The organism is Mesorhizobium sp. M0698 (genome assembly GCF_040320455.1).
In the GTDB taxonomy this organism is placed as follows: domain Bacteria; phylum Pseudomonadota; class Alphaproteobacteria; order Rhizobiales; family Rhizobiaceae; genus Mesorhizobium.
The window spans coordinates 13,415-29,833 of sequence record NZ_JAMYPQ010000016.1; the positions used below are offsets into that span (position 1 = coordinate 13,415).

Genomic DNA, 16,419 nt, shown 5'->3' on the forward strand with positions numbered 1-16,419 from the left:
GAACAGCGCGACGCGCGCAGTGTGCCAGTGGAAGCCGTAGAGGGGCCTTATCCAGCTTGCCGGATGCTTAATCCGCTTCATTGAGGTAATCCGCCGCTGTTGCGAACACCTTTCAGCATGATTGTTGTTGTCCGGCCAAGATGACGCTTCAGCGCGGCGATGCACGTCGTGTCGCTGGCCGGCTTCACACCAGTTCCTACTGGAGAAGCCCTTTGGCAAGTTCGCGCAACTCCTGGAACGCAACAACAAGGTATGAGGCCAGAAAGCTGCACAGATAGAAGCTTGGTGGGGCGCCGCGCTCCCACCGGAGAACCAGGGCGCCGAGTTCAAGGCTCGGGTGCGTTTGTGCTAGCCATACCAGGGTGGCGGCCAAGGCGAGGCTACCCAGAGCATTGGTCGGGTAATGCAGCCCCAAGTAGACTCGCGCAAGCTCTACCACCAAGGTGCAGGCCAAGGCGAGGAGTCCGAGTTCGAAGCGAACGAGAAGAATGGCGATCGCTAGACCCGCGAACAGAACCGCTCGCTCGCTGGGGAACCCGGGGGTGCCGGCGAACGGCGCTGAGCGCAGAACGGCAGCGTCGCCCAGAACGTCCGGGATATGAAGCCCAAGTGCGGGGTCAAAAATCGGCTTTGGCGTCGTCGGCAGAGTGCTCTGCAGGAAATGCGCTACAAGCGCCGCGAGGACAGCTGCGCAGACACCGCTCACCAGCCTTGCCCTCGATTCCGGCCCGTCATGGGCGAACCAACAATACCAAAGCAAGGACACAGCTATAGCGCCCTCGGTTGTTGGGTAGACGGCACCGAAAGCGAGCCGGCTGGCGAAGGGCTGATTGCTCGCTACGGTGTTGACGGCCTTTGCGAGGGGCCTGTCGATCCAATCCGGGTTGAGGGCCAGGAAAGTCGTACCCACAAAGAGGAGGCAAAGCGCGGCGGCATGCGTCAGGTAATGGAAATCGGATAACGTTCGCGCCATCGGTTCGGTCATCTCAACTCTCGGGTTCGGTCGGCGGAACAACTGGAGTCCCGCTAACTAGGCGGTCGCAGAAACCTCGCGGCGCCGGGAGGCTACAGAGCGGCCGAAGAAGGCAAGATCCTGCTCCCGGCGCAGTGCGTCGCAAAGCCGCCCGACCGGAAGCTCGATGTCGTCATAGCCGAGCACCTCGTCCCGCTTCACGTTGCGCAGCAGCCGGCACCCCTCGGCGAGCCCGATCGGCACAAGCCGCTCGGCGTGCACCGTCCGCGCGTTCTCGCAGAGCCCGTAGGTCATGTAATGTCCAAGGCCATCGAGGATCTCTCCGGCACTAAGGTCCCGCTTGGCGGCGGCCACCACATCAACGGTCGGCGCGCCCAGGGGCGCGATCGCAGCATCGCGGAATATCGCGGCCCTCGCCACCGTGGAGGGCACCTCGAAATGACACAGATGATAGGGCCAATAGAAACAGTAGAGCGGTCCGGGGCCCATCTTGTAGAGTGAGAGATAGTGCTTCTCGACGGCATCCTCTGTGGTGCCAAGAACGAAGATGCCGGGGTTGGGCATGGCGCCGACACAATAATCAACTATCCCCGGCCCCTCGAGGAGCTGATTGAGCGGATACCAGCCGACCGCCCCCTGGATCGGGGTTCCAGGCTCGACCACAGGCCCGTACATGCCGCGCTTCGCCACCCGCATGCCTGTGGCGTTGGCTACGATGGCGTTCTCGAACGAGATCTTCGTGCCGTCCGCGAAGGAGGTGACCATTGGGGCCTTCATCCCCCACTTCTTGGCAAAACCCTCCTGAGTCGTCGGATTTCGGTAGGGATCGTGCAGGCCCTTGATGTTCCCGCAAAGCACCGGACGTATGCCCAGGCCCCTGACCCAACGGTAGAGGTTCATGATAACGCCGGGCTGATCCCCCTCCACATTGGTGAGGACCACTCCTGCCCGGTCGGCATGCACTTTCAGGATCGGTCCGATCGTGCCGTCGAGTTCGGCATTCATCAGGGCGACATGCTTGCCGTGCCGGATCGCCCGCATTGTGACGTGGGCAGCGAACTCGATCGCGCCTGTCGCCTCGATGATGACGTCGATGCCGTCGGCCTCGCAAATGTGCATCGGGTCCGCCGTGAAAGCGCGGCGACCGCGCGCCACAAGATCCTCAAGCGCTTTGGTGCTGGTCGCCTCCGTCACATCGTCTTCGCCTGCAGCGGCATAGGCATCTCGCGCCTTTTCCACGTGCCTGTTGGAAATCGCCACGAGCTGCATGCCTGGGACATATCGCAGCATCTGCAGCGCGATGCCTTGGGCCATGAAGCCGGCCCCCACCATACCCACGCGAATTGGCCGCCCCTGAGCCTCGAGCCTCTCCAACTCCCTGTCGACAATGAACATTGACGTCTCCCCTGTGCTGCTCCCCGAAAGGTCGGGTGGCGAAGGTTAGCGGTCATAATCGGGCCAGCTTCGGTCCTTTTCAGAAATCAGCGCCGGCGCATCCACCGGCCACTTCACGGCGAAGGTAGGATCGTTCCAGCGAACACCGCGCTCGGCCGCCGGTGTGTAGAATTCGGAGACGAGATATGTCGCCTCGGAGTGGTCCTCCATGGTGAGAAAGGCGTTCGCGCAGCCCTTCGGTATCACCAGCATCCGTTGGTTGGGCGCTGAAAGTTCCACCGTGAGGTGCTGCTTATAGGTGGGCGATTGGGGCCGCAGGTCGATCAGCACGTCGTACAGGCTGCCCCGGATGCAGCGAAGCATCTTGTCCTCGCACTGGGGAGCCAGCTGGTAATGGAAGCCGCGCAGTGTGTGCTTGTGCCTGTTGTATGAAATATTCATCTGCACGACACGATTTGGAAGCCCCTGGTCGGCAAACTCCCGCGAACACCAGCCGCGGGCGAAAAAGCCCCGCTCGTCTTCGAATTTCTGCAGTTCCACCAGGGTGGCGCCGGGAATATCGGTCTTTGTGAAAAGCATCGTAGATCCATTGGTCAAATGAGTGTCACGTCGGGTTGCATCTACGACGATCTCTCCTCAGGGTGGCTCGCGCCGGCGGTCCTCTTGTGCGATCGAAGGACGGCATCAGACTTGCGCCGGATGCAAGAGGCGCGAGCCGTGGACTTCATAGCCGATAGGCACATAGGCTAGGTGTGAGAGTGCGCGTCTTACACTTTCCCGGCGTTCCGGCTTGACCGCGAACATAAGGAATCCGCCGCCGCCGGCGCCGCACAGCTTGCCGCCTTCCGCACCTGCGTCCCTGGCGAGGTCGTAGTGGCCATTGATCGCCGCGTTGCTCACGCGGGACGCCAAACTCCGCTTCATCTCCCACCCTGCGTGAAGGACGGCACCGAAGCGTTCTACGTCGATGACGGGCTCCGAAAAGATCTCCTGAAGCATGAAGGCATCGTCCCGCATCCGCCTGAGCGTATCGAGATTGCTTGACGTTTTCGCCTTCTGCTCTGCCAGCACGGAACTGGCCGGCCGCTGATGCGATGTCCAGAACATCATCAGGTTGCTGAAGAGATGTTCGATGGCGCCATTGCGCACCCGCTGCGGCTCGACCGTTACCGCGCCGCCCGGCTGGAAGCGGAACAGGTTCATGCCCCCGAACGCGGCGGCATACTGGTCCTGCTTGCCAATCGGCTCCTTGAGGATCTCCATCTCGATGTGACATGCCTCTTCGGCCAGTTGGCCAGGGGTGACACGTTCTCCCCGGAATGCATGCAGGGCGTTGAGCAGTCCCACCGTGAACGAGCTCGACCCCCCCATGCCCGTCGAGGCAGGCATGTCTCCGACCGTCGAGATGTAAATCGGCGGTTCGATCTCCAGGAAACGCAGGCATTCGCGAGCGATGTTGTTCTTGATCTCCCCTATGGTGTTTACCTGCTCCGTCTGTGAATAGTTCAAGCGGATGGGTTCATTAAAGATCTCGCTGTGACGCTTGACGGTGACATAGATGTACTTGTCCACTGCCGCGCTGAAGACCGCGCCGCAATCGAGATTGTAGAAATCGGGCAGATCGGTACCGCCGCCAGCAAAACTGACGCGCAATGGAGTGCGCGTCAGGACGAGAGACGGTAGACGCTGTGCAGCGCGATCGATAATGGTCGGAAGGTCCAGTCCTGAGCGGCGCTCCACGGCTTTGGTCCCGTCTAGCTGTTCCATATTTTGCCCCCTTGAAAATCGACGGAATGAAAATTAGGCAACACGCGGCTGTGCGGTTCGCCAGCGCAGCTGACCATCGAGCATCCCCGCCTTGAGCAAATGATCGAGCCAGCGCAGCCGCGTGAAGCGCTTGTCGGTAAAGTCTTCAAATCTAAGTGCGATCGAGCGGAACGCCTCGTAAAGGTCCTGCGCTCCCTTTCGCGCTGTCCACTGAAACTCGAAATCCGGGAAAGTCCGTGAGAACTTGCTGAAGTCCGCCTTGTAGGTCCTTTGATCCGCGCCCGGCTTCGGTGTCATTGTGAGCTGCGCGCCGGCGACGGCCTCAACGGCGATCTCCGCTATCTCGCGCACCTGAAGATTGAGGCTTTCAACACCCATGTTGAACGCCTCATTGTGGATGTCCTGTAGCGGCGCCTCCAGCATCAATTTGAAATAGCGCGCGACATCCTGGACATGAACCACGGGCCGCCATGGCGTGCCATCGCTATGCACTTCGACACGTCCAGTGGTGAAGGCGCTGCCCACGAAATTGTTCAGCACGGTGTCGAAGCGCATTCGCGGCGACAGACCATAGACGGTGCCGTTGCGGCAGTAGACGGGCGAGAACCCGTCGTCCGCCAGCGCGCGCAGCGCTTCTTCGGCAATAACCTTCGATCTTGCGTATTCTGTTTGCGGCGCCAGCGGGGCGGTTTCGTCGACGACGGCGGCTTCCGACATGCCATACATGATGCAAGAGGAGGAAAATAGGAACCGCCGGATGCCCGCCGCCTTGGCCATCGTGGCCAGACGAACTGTTCCTTCCGCATTGATCTGCCTCGTCCAATCCGCGTTGAGATTTCCGATCGGGTCGTTCGAGAGTGCCGCCAGATGGATCACCGCGTCAAAGCCCTGCAGATCCGGAGGTTCGATGGCGCGTAGATCCTTTGTGATCTCGGGCACACTGGTATTGTCGGCTCCCAGGGTGCACGCACGAAAATATCCCATGTCCAGCCCGACCACCTCATAGCCCGCCGCCTGCAACACGGGCACCATGACAGAACCGAGATATCCATTGTGTCCGGTGACGAGAACGCGTGTTGGTTCATTCATGTCTGCCGCGCTCCGCTTCGAAAAGGAGTTGACGGGTGAGGTCCAGAAGCGAGCATTGCTCGCTTACTTGCGCATATGGGCAGTCCGCGGCTTGGGCCGCTTGACGGTCACGATCGTCATCGCCGACAAAGAATGTGCGTGTGAGGTCGAGATCAAAGTCGCGCTGTGCCTGATACAGCATACCGGGTTTGGGCTTGCGGCAGTCGCAGCCGTCGTCCCAGCCGTGTGGGCAGTGGTAGATCTCCGCGATCTTGCCGCCGACGGCTTCGCACTCGGCGCACATGCGCTGGTGAAGCGCCTCGAGATCAGCGGCGGTCATCGCTCCGCGCGCTATCCCTGCCTGGTTGGAGATGATGATTATGCGGTAGCCAGCCTCGTTCAGAAGGGCCAACGCCTGCTTTGCACCCGGAACCCACTCCCACTGGTCCCATGAACACACATATTGAGCCCGTGGCGGTCTGCAGTTGAGTACGCCGTCCCTGTCTACGAGCATGGTTTTTTCGCGGCTCATAAAGCGCTCCGTCGCGGGTAGACGCTCGATCGAGCCCACGCTGTAATAGCGGTGCTCGCTCACGAAGCCGGCGAGGCGATGCTGCGTCGCGAGCGGCGTGTAGATGGCCTCCTCGAAGAGGGTGTCCTCGTCGGGCAGGAGTTCGAGGGCGAGATCGGTTAGTATGGCATAGCTGATCTCGACTGCCTGCAGCCCGGGCGTGGTGCGGAGCCGGTCGAAGACGGTCACATTGTCGTTCGCATCAAGGATCACGCTGCCGCGTGAATAGCCGTCCTTGTTGCTGTAGACCGTGATCATTCCAGGCTTGCCGGCCGCACAGAAGCGTTGCCACAGCCGCTCCATGCGCATCGGCCAGTAATTGTCGCAATACAGCAGCAGGAAGCACGGATCTATGAGGTGACGGGCATTGGATACCCGGCTGCTGGTGAGGTCGTCGGGACGGGTGACGGCATATTCGATACTGAGCCCGAACCTGCTGCCGTCGCCGAAATGGTCCATCACCACATGGGGCAAATACCCGAGTAGAAGAAGAACCCTTTCGAACCCCTCCTGCCGCAGCTGTTCGATCTGGTATTCCAAAAAAGGGCGGCCGAGCACCGGCACCATTGGTTTCGGGCGATCGAGTGTGATCGGCCGCATGCGCGTGCCACGCCCGCCGGCCAGGATGACCGCCTGCCGCGGCCGGCTGTAGGCGCGGCCTTCGACATCTGCCTTTTGCAGGCAGGGAGAGCTCGGCAGGACAACATTCATTGACCGCGCTCCGGTCGGTCGGCGATGAGGTATCGCGTGATGGCATGACAGATCGCGGCGTGGACGTCCTCGACGAGTTCGTAGGTGCCTTTTTCGGACCGCACCCATACTGGCTGATCGACGAGCTCTTTAAGCGTGCCGCCGTCAAAACCGACAATGCCGATGGTGGCTACCTTCCTTTCGCGAGCGAGTTCGACTGCCCGCACGAGATTAAGCGAGTTCCCGCTGGCTGAAATCACTATGAGCACGTCACCCGGCTTGGCGAAGTTCTCCATCTGGCCGGCAAAGATACGCTCGTAGCCTTCGTCATTGCCGAGTGCCGTCATCCAGGAGACGTTGTCTGTCAGGCCTATGACCCGGATTGGCTGCCTTCCCGAGCGTTTCGTGGCCTTACCGAGGTCATTGACCCAGTGGGAGGCGGTCGCTGCGCTGCCGCCGTTGCCGGCGACGAAGACTGTGCCGCCCGTATCGCGTACGGCGCGCAGCAACTGTATCGCCTCCTGCACGGCGTCCGTATCGATCTGCGCCAATGCGATGCAAAGCGATGCCAGATAATCCTGCGTGAATTCTTTAGGCTGCAACCAGAGGGCATCATCCCGCGAAGATTTGCGACATGCCACCACTCCCTGATCGATCGCGAGCTCTGTCATGCCACCCTCGATTGCTGCAATGGTGAGCCATCATCACAGCGTGCGGGCACTTCGAGTGCAATTGCTATTCCGAACGGGAAGCTGGCGGGCGGCGCTCATCGGAGGTACTTAAAAGGAATATCCCTTGTTCTCCGTTGCGGCCGACACGTCGGCAGGTGGCCATATCGGCGTCAAGATCGTCACGGTGTCGCCCGACAACAATGCCGTAGGCAAACCCGCGGTGATGGGGCTTTACCTCCTGCTCGACGGCGCGACGGGCCGCTCCTTCCATGCGCTCTTTCGGCAGCACGGAGAGGACAAGTTGATAGATGGGTAACGCTTTGAACCGGATACCCGACGAGACGCTCCAGTTCGCCGATCCGAGCCAATGCCTTCGAAAGCTCGTCAAGCGCTTCCGACGGCAATGCCGGCGCTGCACCCGCCCGGGTCGTGCGCCTCACCCAGCCGGCGTACCGCTCGCGGCGGACCCACGCGACCGCGCAGAGCTGCTGGCCCGCCTGCACGAAACTGCTTCTGCCAGTGATAGAGACCCTTGCGAGAGATGCCGAGCTCCCGCGCCAACTTGCTCACATTGGCGCCCGCAGCCATGCATTACACCGCCGCTCTCTTGAATTCGCGACTGAACCGCCGCCCCGGGTCTTCTCTCCTCATCAGCTGACGAATGGAGAACTGTTACCCTTTTCGTGTCTCAGAATCGGGGTGCACCACACCGGTTCGGACAGGATATTCCTTTTAAGTACCTCCGATGAGCGCCGCCCGCCAGCTTCCCGTTCGGAATAGCAATTGCACTCGAAGTGCCCGCACGCTGTGATGATGGCTCACCATTGCAGCAATCGAGGGTGGCATGACAGAGCTCGCGATCGATCAGGGAGTGGTGCGCGAGCAAGTGCTTGGGGTACCCGTGCACGCGCTGGGCTTGGCGCAGGCAGTCAACTGCGTCTTCGACTGGGCCCTGCGGCGGGAGAGCCGAACGGTTTTCCTGTGCAATGCCCACAGTGTCGTCACCGCCCGCCGCAATCGCGCCCATGCCGAAGCGATGGATAGCGCCGACCTTGTCGCGCCCGATGGAGCGCCGGTGGCCTGGATGCTGAGACGGCAGGGACACGCGGATCAGCCGCGCATCGCCGGACCGGACCTGATGTGGATTTGTTGCCGGAGGGCATCGGAACTGGGCTCGGCAATGTTCCTGTACGGCGGCAGCCCGGGCACCCTCCAGCGTCTCGAACAGTGCATTCGAACCGAGTTTGCCGGCATAAACATCGTGGGCTCTTACTCACCTCCGCCCCGCCCTCTGTCGGCCGAGGAGGATGAGGCAGTGGTCGGAATGATCAATCAGTCCGGTGCGAGGATCATCTGGGTGGGGCTCGGATGTCCCAAGCAGGAAAGCTGGATGCAGGCGCATCGCGGCCGGATCAATGCGGTCATGTTGGGGGTAGGAGCAGCTTTCGATTTCCACGCCGGAGATGTCAAGCGGGCGCCGCAATGGATGCAGAAGAGCGGGCTGGAATGGCTGCACCGGCTCTTCCAGGATCCCCGCCGCCTGGCGAGCAGGTATCTCGTGACGAACAGCCTGTTCATCCTGGCTTTGTTGCAGGCATCGCTGCTTCCCAGGCGCAGACTTCGTGACGGTTAGAGGGAGGCGGAACCAGTGAATACACTTGGACCGCCGTATTGCCGATCTGCGCCAACTCCTTCACGGGCGGCTGTTCTTTGGCGCTGCTTCTGGGAGGCGGCGCTGCCCATATCTGGACGGTGTGATTTGCATTGCCACGACAAGCACCTGACTGGAGGCCACCATGACTCTGAGCAAACAGGCCGCCAGTCTGGCTGTCCTGCATGTCACCGACGTCCTGCAGCCGCTGATCATCTTGCCCTATGCCGGGCGTGTCCTCGGACCTATGAGTTTCGGGCGGTACGCGTATGCGCTCGCCATCGGACAACTCGCTACCGTCGTCGTGGCCTATGGATTTCATTGGACTGCGCAGCGCAGGGTTGCTTCCCTTCGATACGAGCCGGCGGCGATTGCGTCCCTGGTTGCTCAGGTCATGGCCACCCAGGCAGTGCTGTTCGTTGCCGTATGCCTGGTTGGCCTTGTGCTGGCCGGCGACGTCCTGGCGCTCAGTAGGCCGACATTCCTGTGCGCGATGCTCTCGGCCGCCGGCGGCATTATTTTTCCGGCCTGGCTCTTCGTCGGCCTGGAACGCGCCTGGCAGGCGGCCGTCGCGGTGGTTGTTGCTCGCGTTCTGGCGCTCGTCTGTTTCGTCGCCATGGTCGCATCACCTGACCAGGTCGCGCTCGCCGTTGCCATCCAGAGCGCAGTTCCCGTCGTCAGTGGCGTCATCTGCTTACCTTTCATCCTTCCGATTGGGTTCGGCGGCTTCAGGTCCGTGACGCCATCGACGATTGGAATGCAGCTGCGCAATGGCTGGAGGGGATGCCTCTTCATGGCCGTGGAGAGCGCCCTCGTCACCCTTCCTGTCGCCCTTGTCCAGCATTTCGAAGGTTATGTCGCAGCCGGACAATATTCTGTCGCCGAAAAATTCCTATTAGCCGCGCGGGTATATTTAAAGTTGCTTATGAATACATTCATACCGAGAGTTTCATACTACGCTCATGTCAACCCTGCTGACGGGATACGACTCATAAGGAGATCATTATTCACCGTAGTAGTCGGAACGGCGATGAGTATTGGAATGTTCTTTGTCGGTCCATATATAATATTGATCCTTTTTGGAGATCAATTTTCAGGAGCGACACCTATTGTGCGCGCGATGGCCATCATACCATTGATGATGAACATAAATACATTCACATCGAATATATTCATGTTTAGTTACGGATATGAAAATGAATGGGCCGCCCTTAATGCATCCGGTCTGCTAGTATTCCTGGTGGCCGCATATTTTTTGTCTTTCGTCATGGCGGAGCAAGCAATTGTTTATGCGATGGTGGCGAAGGAAGTCGTCGTGCTGGTGGTTTCAGCCGGCTTCTTCCTCATTGGCGGAGCGGCCGTCCTTCGCACGGCGGCTTGCGACGCAGGCCGGGTGCGAGGATATCCGCCGGCGTCGCAATCCGCACCGTTGGAGCACGAGGCCGATCGTTTCCGGTCGTAGGAGAGTCTGTATGTTCGCCACTGATCACTTCGCCATATGAAGGTACATCGCCGAGTTGTGCCACTATCTGCGGGCGTTGGCGGCCACACGCCTGGCCGCGTGGTCCGGCATGCCGCGAGCAATCAGCTCTTGGTAAATGACCGAACCCCGCCTCCAGTGCTTGAGCAGCCGTCCGGGTCGCCTCACCGGCCGATCCCCCCCAAGGATCGCGACGAGCTGACCGTGAAAGACGCCTTAAGATTTGTTCGAAGCAGTTGGCGCCTTTGCCTCCTCTGGATGGTTGTGAGCCTTGGTGTCGGCGGCGCATATACAGTCCTTTCGCCTGGATATTACAGCGCCTATGCGACGATCCTCCTTTCATCTCCGCCCGCTCCGCAACCGGGCGAAGCTCAGGCGGATGAGCGGGTCTATGTAGAGAGCCAGATACAGGTCATTCAGTCGGACGAAGTCGTCGGACGCGTTGTTGACCACACTGGCTTAGCGGAAGACGAAGAGTTTGTGACGGATGACAGCTTGCGCACCCGGATCTCCAGCTATGTGCGGGGCCAATTGGCGTCTCTCTTCGGCACCGAACTGCCGACGGCGGAGCCAAATATTCGGCATGAGGCGATGGTCCTTGTGAGGCGCGCGTTTTCCGTTCTTCAGATGGGTTCCTCCACCGCCGTCGAGATCGGGGCCACCTCTTCCGATCCTCAGTTCTCCGCCATGCTCGCGAACGCGATCGCCGACGGTTACATCGGAAATCAGCGCGAACGCCGGCAGGCGGCTCGCACGGAAGAAGCATCTGATCTGCACAAGCGGCTGGCGGAACTTCGGGAAAAGGCTTTTGTGACCGAATCACTGAAGGAACTCCAATCGGACCCTGAATCTGCGGAGAGGGCAAGAGTCCTTTTCCGCGAGCAGCAGAGCGCGGCCGAGGTTTATCGCTCGCTTTACAATGCCCTTCTGCAGCGGACCCTCTCCGATTTTAGCGCCTCGTCGCTGATCCCGAGCGCAAGGGTCATCACGGCGGCCGAACCGCCTCGCCAACGCAGTTGGCCGCCAACGGTCCTGATGGTAGCCCTCTCCGTTATGGCCGGTGGGGTTGCCGGCGTTGGTCACGCATTGATCAGGCAAGCAATGAACCACCGCCTGATAACGGTCGAGGATGTGCACAGGTCGACCGGCCTTGATCGGATTGTAGGGATACGCAGAATTCCCCGCCGCAGGTGGAATGTTGTGGGGCCATGCGAGCAGTCTTTGCAGCCCGTCTACTCAAAGGACGCTCCCGAGCTTCACAGCTCGCTGAGCAAAATTGCCAGCCGTATGCGCGGAGTTCAGGGCCGCCAAGGCGGATTTGTAATCGGCGTTGCTTCACCCCTCGCCAAGTCCGGAAGCTCCACGGTGGCGGTTCATCTCGCAAGGCTCATTGCGGCGACCGGGCAAAAGACACTGCTCATTGATGCCAATTGGCAAAAGCCATCGATGGACCAGCCAATGCTGAACGCGGAGCCAGGTCGCAAGCTCGCCAGGGCGTTTGCCATCATTCCCGCGCATCAGGAAGGGCTGGAAGTTCTGGTTCTCAGGCCCACGGGGTCAATCTCCGAGTTGAATGCCTCGCTCTCCATCTCCGCTGCACTCCAGCATCTGCAGCAAGAATACAGTTGTATAGTGGTTGATTTTCACAGCACCGACCGCACCGCTGATCTGGAAGCGGCCATGGGCGTCATCAGCGAGGTCCTCCTGGTGCTGCAGGCACGCCGCACTTTCGCGGATCACCTCGAGGGAATCCTGCACATCATCCCTGCAGAGAAACTCTCGGCAGTAATTTTGACCAGGATGAACCGTGCGGCTTTCAGTCCTAACCGTGAATACAGGCCATGACCTCGCCAGCGACATTGTCACGCAGGAAGGGTTCAAAGCCGGTCGACCTCGTTTGCAGCCATTCCCCTGACGTGCTCGACTACACCCTCTTTCTCTCGGGCATTTGGCTGGCCTGCGCCCTCGCAATATCCCTGCGCCTGCTTGGCCTTTTCTTCATAGTGGTCCCGGTCGGTGTCTGTCTGGCCTATGCCTTGCTGCGGCAGACGGTGCCGCCTCGTCTGCTCGCGGTCTACACCGCCTTCTGCCTCTTCATTGCCCTGCTGTCCAGATACAGGTTGATGCCGGATTCCTGGCAGGTTCACTTCCTTCAAGAAGCAGTCACAAGGCAAATCGTCCCGATTGTTGGATTCTTCGCCGTCGCATGGGCGTCCAAGGCTTATTTCCGCCGCAGGCTGATGAGCGGCAATGCCTTTTTTGGTGCACCCGTTTTCCTGTTCCTGTCTCTCGTTGTCGCGCCGGCGGTGATGTTTCAGCAGGACGTGCAATATCCGCGCGCATCTGGGCAAGCCGCGATAGTGATTCTTTATGGTGCGCTGATCAACAACATGGTCATTGCCGTGTTTTTCATTGCAGGCGGTATTTTTCTGACGAACGACTGGCGCCGATACGGCGGCATTTTGCTCCTTTTGGGAATAGCCCTCGCCAGCCCCTTGGCTCAGTTCAAGGTGCTTGCGGTCACGACGATCGTCATTCTGATTGGCGTGCCCGGCCGGTTGATGGCCGCAGCTTTGGCGACCGCACTGACTTCGGCTTATGCCGTCGGGCTCAACTTCATACCTCAAACCTTTGCTCTGGACCCGAACTCCGGGATCCGACTCGCGTTCATTTCGGACGCACTCGTATCCGTTGCGGATACATACGGGTTTGGCATCGGATTTGGGAAGGAATCTGTCCGATGGCGATACGAGTTTCCCGGATTCGAGGATATTACCTTTCTTCCCGACACCCATAATATTACGCATGCCAGAATGCTTGAGATACTCTCGACAGGAATTCACAATTCGTTCTTTCAAGCCATATTGCGGACGGGGGTCATTGGTTTCATTTTGATCGTGTCTGCCATTTTGGTGGCCTTCCCGCCAAATCGACTGCCACGCGGTGTTCGCAATCATGCGTCCACGGTCTTCATCACGATTTTCCTCGCCATGTTCGTCAATCCGGCCCTGGAGAGCCCTCTACAGATTGTGGGAATTGGTTTCTCATACGGCTATTTGATTGCGCTTCGCGCCAGCGTTCCGGCCTTGGCTGTGGAACTTCCTCCAGTTGAACCGGATCGAACGCAGCATTGCGCTTGTTCATACATCGGAACGAACATGGATGCGGCCCTCCCGACATAGGGCTGGCTATCGGTCTCGGTAGAAGGGATCGTTGTACGATTTTGGCCGGCAGGAGCAGGGGAGCCGTCCACTGATGTGCCCGCTCATGCGGCGGCGCCGTGCCGGTTCCATCAGGAGTGCCTCGAAAGAGCCAGCGAGCCAGCCATTTTGCCTCGGCCTCGGCTATGCCTCTTCTGGTAGCATAGGGCCATCCACTGCGCAGGTTCGCCCGCGCCGGAGAAACCCGTGCTACGTCGCCCGTAGAGATACGGGGGCAACCCGTTGGGGGACCCATGAAGCTGTTGAGATCCTTGTTGTCGGCGCTGTCGATGACCATGGCTTCGACCCGCCTCGCTTCGTTCGTTGGCGCCATCGCTCTGATTCCGACAGTGGCACTTGCCGACTACAAGCTAAAGCCCGGAGATACGCTGGAAGTATCGGTCCCCGGTATTCCGGATTTCAGGCAGCGATTGCTGATCGGAGTGGACGGCGAGGTGAACTTGGCGCTGGTTGGAGCGGTTCAAATCAGTGGCCTTTCCATTCAACAAGCGCAGGAAATAATCGCTGGCAGTCTCGCCAGCAAGCCGTATCGGCGGGGGACCGAGGACGGCCGTGAAATAACGCAGCTGATCCAGACGGACCAGGTCTTCGTTTCGCTTGCCGAATACCGGCCCATCTATGTTTATGGTGATGTGGCCAGGCCGGGAGAGTACATCTTCCGGCCGGGTATGACCGTTCGACAGTCTGTGGCGGTTGCGGGTGGCTACAGCGCTGCCCAGGTTCGCATCGCCAATCCGCTCATGGAAGCGGCCGATTTCCGTTCTGAGTACAAAGCCCTATGGGCGCAATTCGCAACGGAACAGGTTCGCATTTGGCGCCTTCGCACCGAACTCGGCGAAGAAGTCGAACATGTCGAGAACGTACCGGTGCCTGAGGCGCTCGCCGAACGATTGAAGCAAACGGCAACAGCGCATATCGAAGCTCGTCAGTCAGACAGTGAAAAGGACAAGGAGCTTCTGCGACGTGCTGTCGAGGAGACTAACCTGGAGCTGCGGCTCCTGTCTGAAAAGAAGAAGAAGGACGAAGAGGGAAGCCAGGCCGACACCGACGATTACGAGAGCGTCAGGACACTGTTTCAGAAGGGCCTGGCGCCGACCACGCGCCTATCTGAAGCCCGTCGAGCGGTGCTTATGTCATCAACCCAACTGCTGGATACGATCGTCCAGGCATCGAACATCGAGCGCCAGCGCGGCGAATATGTCAGACAGATGAACAAGATCGACAGTGAACGACAAATCGCGGCCTTGGGAGAGCTACAGGAGGCCTATATGAATCTGGCCCAGATCTCGGCGCGTCTTGAGGGTACCGCGCAGAAGCTGGCGCTTACAGGTCAAGCGCAATCCACCTTGCTGATAGCCGCGGGTCGGCCCGAGATAACAGTCCATAGAAAGCGAGAGCAGGGCGCCGAGACGCTCCCCGCCAGCGAAGATCTCGGGCTTGCGCCCGGCGACGTTGTGGAGGTCGTTTTGCCAAAGGTCGACTTTTCCGGAGCCGTCGCGTCGTCGCCACGGGCGTCCGGGATGCCGAATTGAGATTCGGACGTGGCGGACTGCAATGCGCGTCTTAATGGTTCATAATTTCTACCAGATTAGGGCCGGAGAGGACAGCGCGGTTCGGGAGGAGCTCGCGTGCCTCAAGCAGAATGGGGTCGACGTCGAGCTGTTCTCCGCCACAAATGACGATATCGTGCGGGTCGCGCGGAGGATTTCTACCGCCCTGGGGGTCATCTACAACCCTCATTCACGGCGGGCCCTGTCCCGAAAATTGGCGGAATTTTCACCGGATGTCGTCCATATCCACAATTTCTTTCCTCTCCTGAGCCCCTCCATCCTGGATGCGTGCCGCGAGGCCGGCGTGCCATCAGTGATGACCTTGCACAATTTCAGGATTCTCTGTCCCAGCGCCTTGCTTTATCCCGATGAGAGGCTTCGGGAGCGAAGTCTCCGCCACGCCTGCTGGTGGACTGTTCCGAAGAAGGTCTACAGGAATTCCCTGGCGGGCACGCTCGCCGTCGCCGCAATGGTCGAGTTTCACAAGAGAGCCGGCACCTGGTCCCGCAAGGTCGACCGCTTCATTGCCCTTACCGACTGGGCCAGGCACAAGCTTGTGGAAGGCGGCCTGGCGGCCGAACGCATCGTCGTCAAGCCGAATGCGGTTGCCAGGCCGCCGATCTTCGGTGACCTTCGTCGCAATGGAGGGCTGTTCGTCGGACGACTGGATGAGCACCACAAGGGAGTGGCCACGCTGCTCGAGGCGTGGAAGGAGATCGACTATCCGCTGCGGATCATCGGCGAGGGGCCGTTGGCTCCGCTCGTCGAGCAATCTGCGGGCGAGCGCGTGGAATATCTCGGGCGTCAGTCGCGCGAGACGGTGCTGAAGGAGATGCAGGCTGCAGCATTCCTGCTCTTTCCGTCGAAAGGGTATGAATTGTTTCCGATGACCGTCATCGAGGCCTTCGCAAGCCGGCTGCCGGTCATCTGCTCGGAGCTGCCGTGGATCAAAGGGGTCGTGGAGCCAGACGTCACCGGCTTTGTCGTTCCTGTCGGCAATGCCGGCGCGTTGGCCGATCAGGTGCGCTGGGCGCTTTCAAACCGATCTGCCTTGGAGGAAGTGGCAGGCCGGGCCTATGCCGCCTATCAGGAGCAGTACACGCCCGAAGCAAACTTCAATCGGCTGATGGCCATCTATGAACCCCTGGTCAGGCGCCCGATCCGGGCCTTCGCGGCAGTGTCGTGAGGTGGGCCGGAACATGCGGTGGCAGGAACCGACCAGGGCTGCCCATAGGGCAGACCAAGCTTCACGCGTCAACGAGCGCAGTGCGGGCCGCGGTACTCCCCATTTGCCCGAGGATCGATCCTGCCGCCTCGCATACTTCGGCGAGGTCCTCTTTTGCTTCCATTGCTGAAACACGGTGCCACTGGAGGCTGCGGCC

The 16,419-nt window shown here is 60.0% G+C and carries 14 protein-coding genes and 1 pseudogene; 7 read left to right on the plus strand and 8 right to left on the minus strand.

Going from position 1 to position 16,419, the window contains the following annotated elements:
* Nucleotides 1-196: 196 nt before the first annotated feature.
* From NKI16_RS25325 to NKI16_RS25355, 7 genes are all read right to left on the minus strand, one after another.
* Complete coding sequence (locus NKI16_RS25325) at nt 197-985, minus strand: phosphatase PAP2 family protein (protein WP_352923795.1); 789 nt, start codon at nt 983-985, stop codon at nt 197-199.
* A gap of 45 nt (nt 986-1,030) precedes the next feature.
* Nucleotides 1,031-2,368 carry an NAD(P)H-dependent oxidoreductase gene (locus NKI16_RS25330; protein ID WP_352923797.1) on the minus strand — a complete coding sequence of 446 codons (1,338 nt, stop codon included), beginning with the start codon at nt 2,366-2,368 and terminating at the stop codon, nt 1,031-1,033.
* Nucleotides 2,369-2,413: 45 nt separating this feature from the next.
* Nucleotides 2,414-2,947, minus strand: a complete 534-nt coding sequence (rfbC, locus tag NKI16_RS25335; protein WP_352923799.1) for a dTDP-4-dehydrorhamnose 3,5-epimerase — start codon at nt 2,945-2,947, stop codon at nt 2,414-2,416.
* A 105-nt stretch (nt 2,948-3,052) separates the two neighbouring features.
* A complete protein-coding gene (locus tag NKI16_RS25340; RefSeq protein ID WP_352923800.1) occupies nt 3,053-4,135 on the minus strand; it encodes a GHMP family kinase ATP-binding protein in 1,083 nt (360 codons plus the stop codon).
* Nucleotides 4,136-4,168: 33 nt separating this feature from the next.
* Nucleotides 4,169-5,224: an NAD-dependent epimerase/dehydratase family protein gene (locus NKI16_RS25345; RefSeq protein WP_352682331.1), complete on the minus strand. Its 1,056-nt coding sequence runs from the start codon at nt 5,222-5,224 to the stop codon at nt 4,169-4,171.
* The gene (locus NKI16_RS25350) at nt 5,217-6,485 is read right to left on the minus strand and encodes an HAD-IIIA family hydrolase (RefSeq protein ID WP_352923802.1); all 1,269 of its coding nucleotides are present in this window, start codon (nt 6,483-6,485) and stop codon (nt 5,217-5,219) included. The genes NKI16_RS25345 and NKI16_RS25350 overlap by 8 nt, the downstream gene beginning before the upstream one ends.
* Nucleotides 6,482-7,135 (minus strand): SIS domain-containing protein, encoded by a 654-nt coding sequence (locus tag NKI16_RS25355; protein ID WP_352923804.1) that lies wholly within the window; start codon nt 7,133-7,135, stop codon nt 6,482-6,484. The genes NKI16_RS25350 and NKI16_RS25355 overlap by 4 nt, the downstream gene beginning before the upstream one ends.
* A gap of 136 nt (nt 7,136-7,271) precedes the next feature.
* On the opposite strand from NKI16_RS25355, the pseudogene NKI16_RS25360 reads away from it, so the two are divergent.
* A pseudogene (locus NKI16_RS25360) lies at nt 7,272-7,394 on the plus strand (bifunctional Delta(1)-pyrroline-2-carboxylate/Delta(1)-piperideine-2-carboxylate reductase); the annotation flags it as partial.
* A 125-nt stretch (nt 7,395-7,519) separates the two neighbouring features.
* Here NKI16_RS25360 and NKI16_RS25365 read toward each other — a convergent pair.
* Nucleotides 7,520-7,723, minus strand: a complete 204-nt coding sequence (locus NKI16_RS25365; protein ID WP_352923806.1) for a helix-turn-helix domain-containing protein — start codon at nt 7,721-7,723, stop codon at nt 7,520-7,522.
* 256 nt (nt 7,724-7,979) lie between these two features.
* Between NKI16_RS25365 and NKI16_RS25370 the strand changes: the two genes are divergently transcribed.
* The 6 genes from NKI16_RS25370 to NKI16_RS25395 all read left to right on the plus strand — a co-directional run bounded on the left by NKI16_RS25370 (nt 7,980) and on the right by NKI16_RS25395 (nt 16,223).
* Entirely contained in the window at nt 7,980-8,768 is a 789-nt protein-coding gene (locus NKI16_RS25370) for a WecB/TagA/CpsF family glycosyltransferase (RefSeq protein ID WP_352923808.1), read from the plus strand.
* A 163-nt stretch (nt 8,769-8,931) separates the two neighbouring features.
* Entirely contained in the window at nt 8,932-10,248 is a 1,317-nt protein-coding gene (locus NKI16_RS25375) for an oligosaccharide flippase family protein (RefSeq protein WP_352923809.1), read from the plus strand.
* A gap of 222 nt (nt 10,249-10,470) precedes the next feature.
* A complete protein-coding gene (locus NKI16_RS25380; RefSeq protein WP_352923811.1) occupies nt 10,471-12,111 on the plus strand; it encodes a GNVR domain-containing protein in 1,641 nt (546 codons plus the stop codon).
* Nucleotides 12,108-13,448, plus strand: a complete 1,341-nt coding sequence (locus tag NKI16_RS25385) for a hypothetical protein (protein ID WP_352923813.1) — start codon at nt 12,108-12,110, stop codon at nt 13,446-13,448. The genes NKI16_RS25380 and NKI16_RS25385 overlap by 4 nt, the downstream gene beginning before the upstream one ends.
* Before the next feature lie 272 nt (nt 13,449-13,720).
* Nucleotides 13,721-15,019 (plus strand): polysaccharide biosynthesis/export family protein, encoded by a 1,299-nt coding sequence (locus NKI16_RS25390; protein ID WP_352923815.1) that lies wholly within the window; start codon nt 13,721-13,723, stop codon nt 15,017-15,019.
* A complete protein-coding gene (locus NKI16_RS25395) occupies nt 14,925-16,223 on the plus strand; it encodes a glycosyltransferase family 4 protein (RefSeq protein ID WP_352923817.1) in 1,299 nt (432 codons plus the stop codon). The genes NKI16_RS25390 and NKI16_RS25395 overlap by 95 nt, the downstream gene beginning before the upstream one ends.
* Nucleotides 16,224-16,419 lie beyond the last annotated feature (196 nt).

Coding starts and splice junctions, on each gene's coding strand:
- NKI16_RS25350 (WP_352923802.1), bottom strand. CDS start 6,485: ATGAATGTTGTCCTGCCGAGCTCTCCCTGCCTGCAAAAGGCAGATGTC.
- NKI16_RS25375 (WP_352923809.1), top strand. CDS start 8,932: ATGACTCTGAGCAAACAGGCCGCCAGTCTGGCTGTCCTGCATGTCACC.
- NKI16_RS25365 (WP_352923806.1), bottom strand. CDS start 7,723: ATGGCTGCGGGCGCCAATGTGAGCAAGTTGGCGCGGGAGCTCGGCATC.
- NKI16_RS25355 (WP_352923804.1), bottom strand. CDS start 7,135: ATGACAGAGCTCGCGATCGATCAGGGAGTGGTGGCATGTCGCAAATCT.
- NKI16_RS25390 (WP_352923815.1), top strand. CDS start 13,721: ATGAAGCTGTTGAGATCCTTGTTGTCGGCGCTGTCGATGACCATGGCT.
- NKI16_RS25340 (WP_352923800.1), bottom strand. CDS start 4,135: ATGGAACAGCTAGACGGGACCAAAGCCGTGGAGCGCCGCTCAGGACTG.
- NKI16_RS25370 (WP_352923808.1), top strand. CDS start 7,980: ATGACAGAGCTCGCGATCGATCAGGGAGTGGTGCGCGAGCAAGTGCTT.
- NKI16_RS25325 (WP_352923795.1), bottom strand. CDS start 985: ATGACCGAACCGATGGCGCGAACGTTATCCGATTTCCATTACCTGACG.
- rfbC (WP_352923799.1), bottom strand. CDS start 2,947: ATGCTTTTCACAAAGACCGATATTCCCGGCGCCACCCTGGTGGAACTG.
- NKI16_RS25330 (WP_352923797.1), bottom strand. CDS start 2,368: ATGTTCATTGTCGACAGGGAGTTGGAGAGGCTCGAGGCTCAGGGGCGG.
- NKI16_RS25385 (WP_352923813.1), top strand. CDS start 12,108: ATGACCTCGCCAGCGACATTGTCACGCAGGAAGGGTTCAAAGCCGGTC.
- NKI16_RS25345 (WP_352682331.1), bottom strand. CDS start 5,224: ATGAATGAACCAACACGCGTTCTCGTCACCGGACACAATGGATATCTC.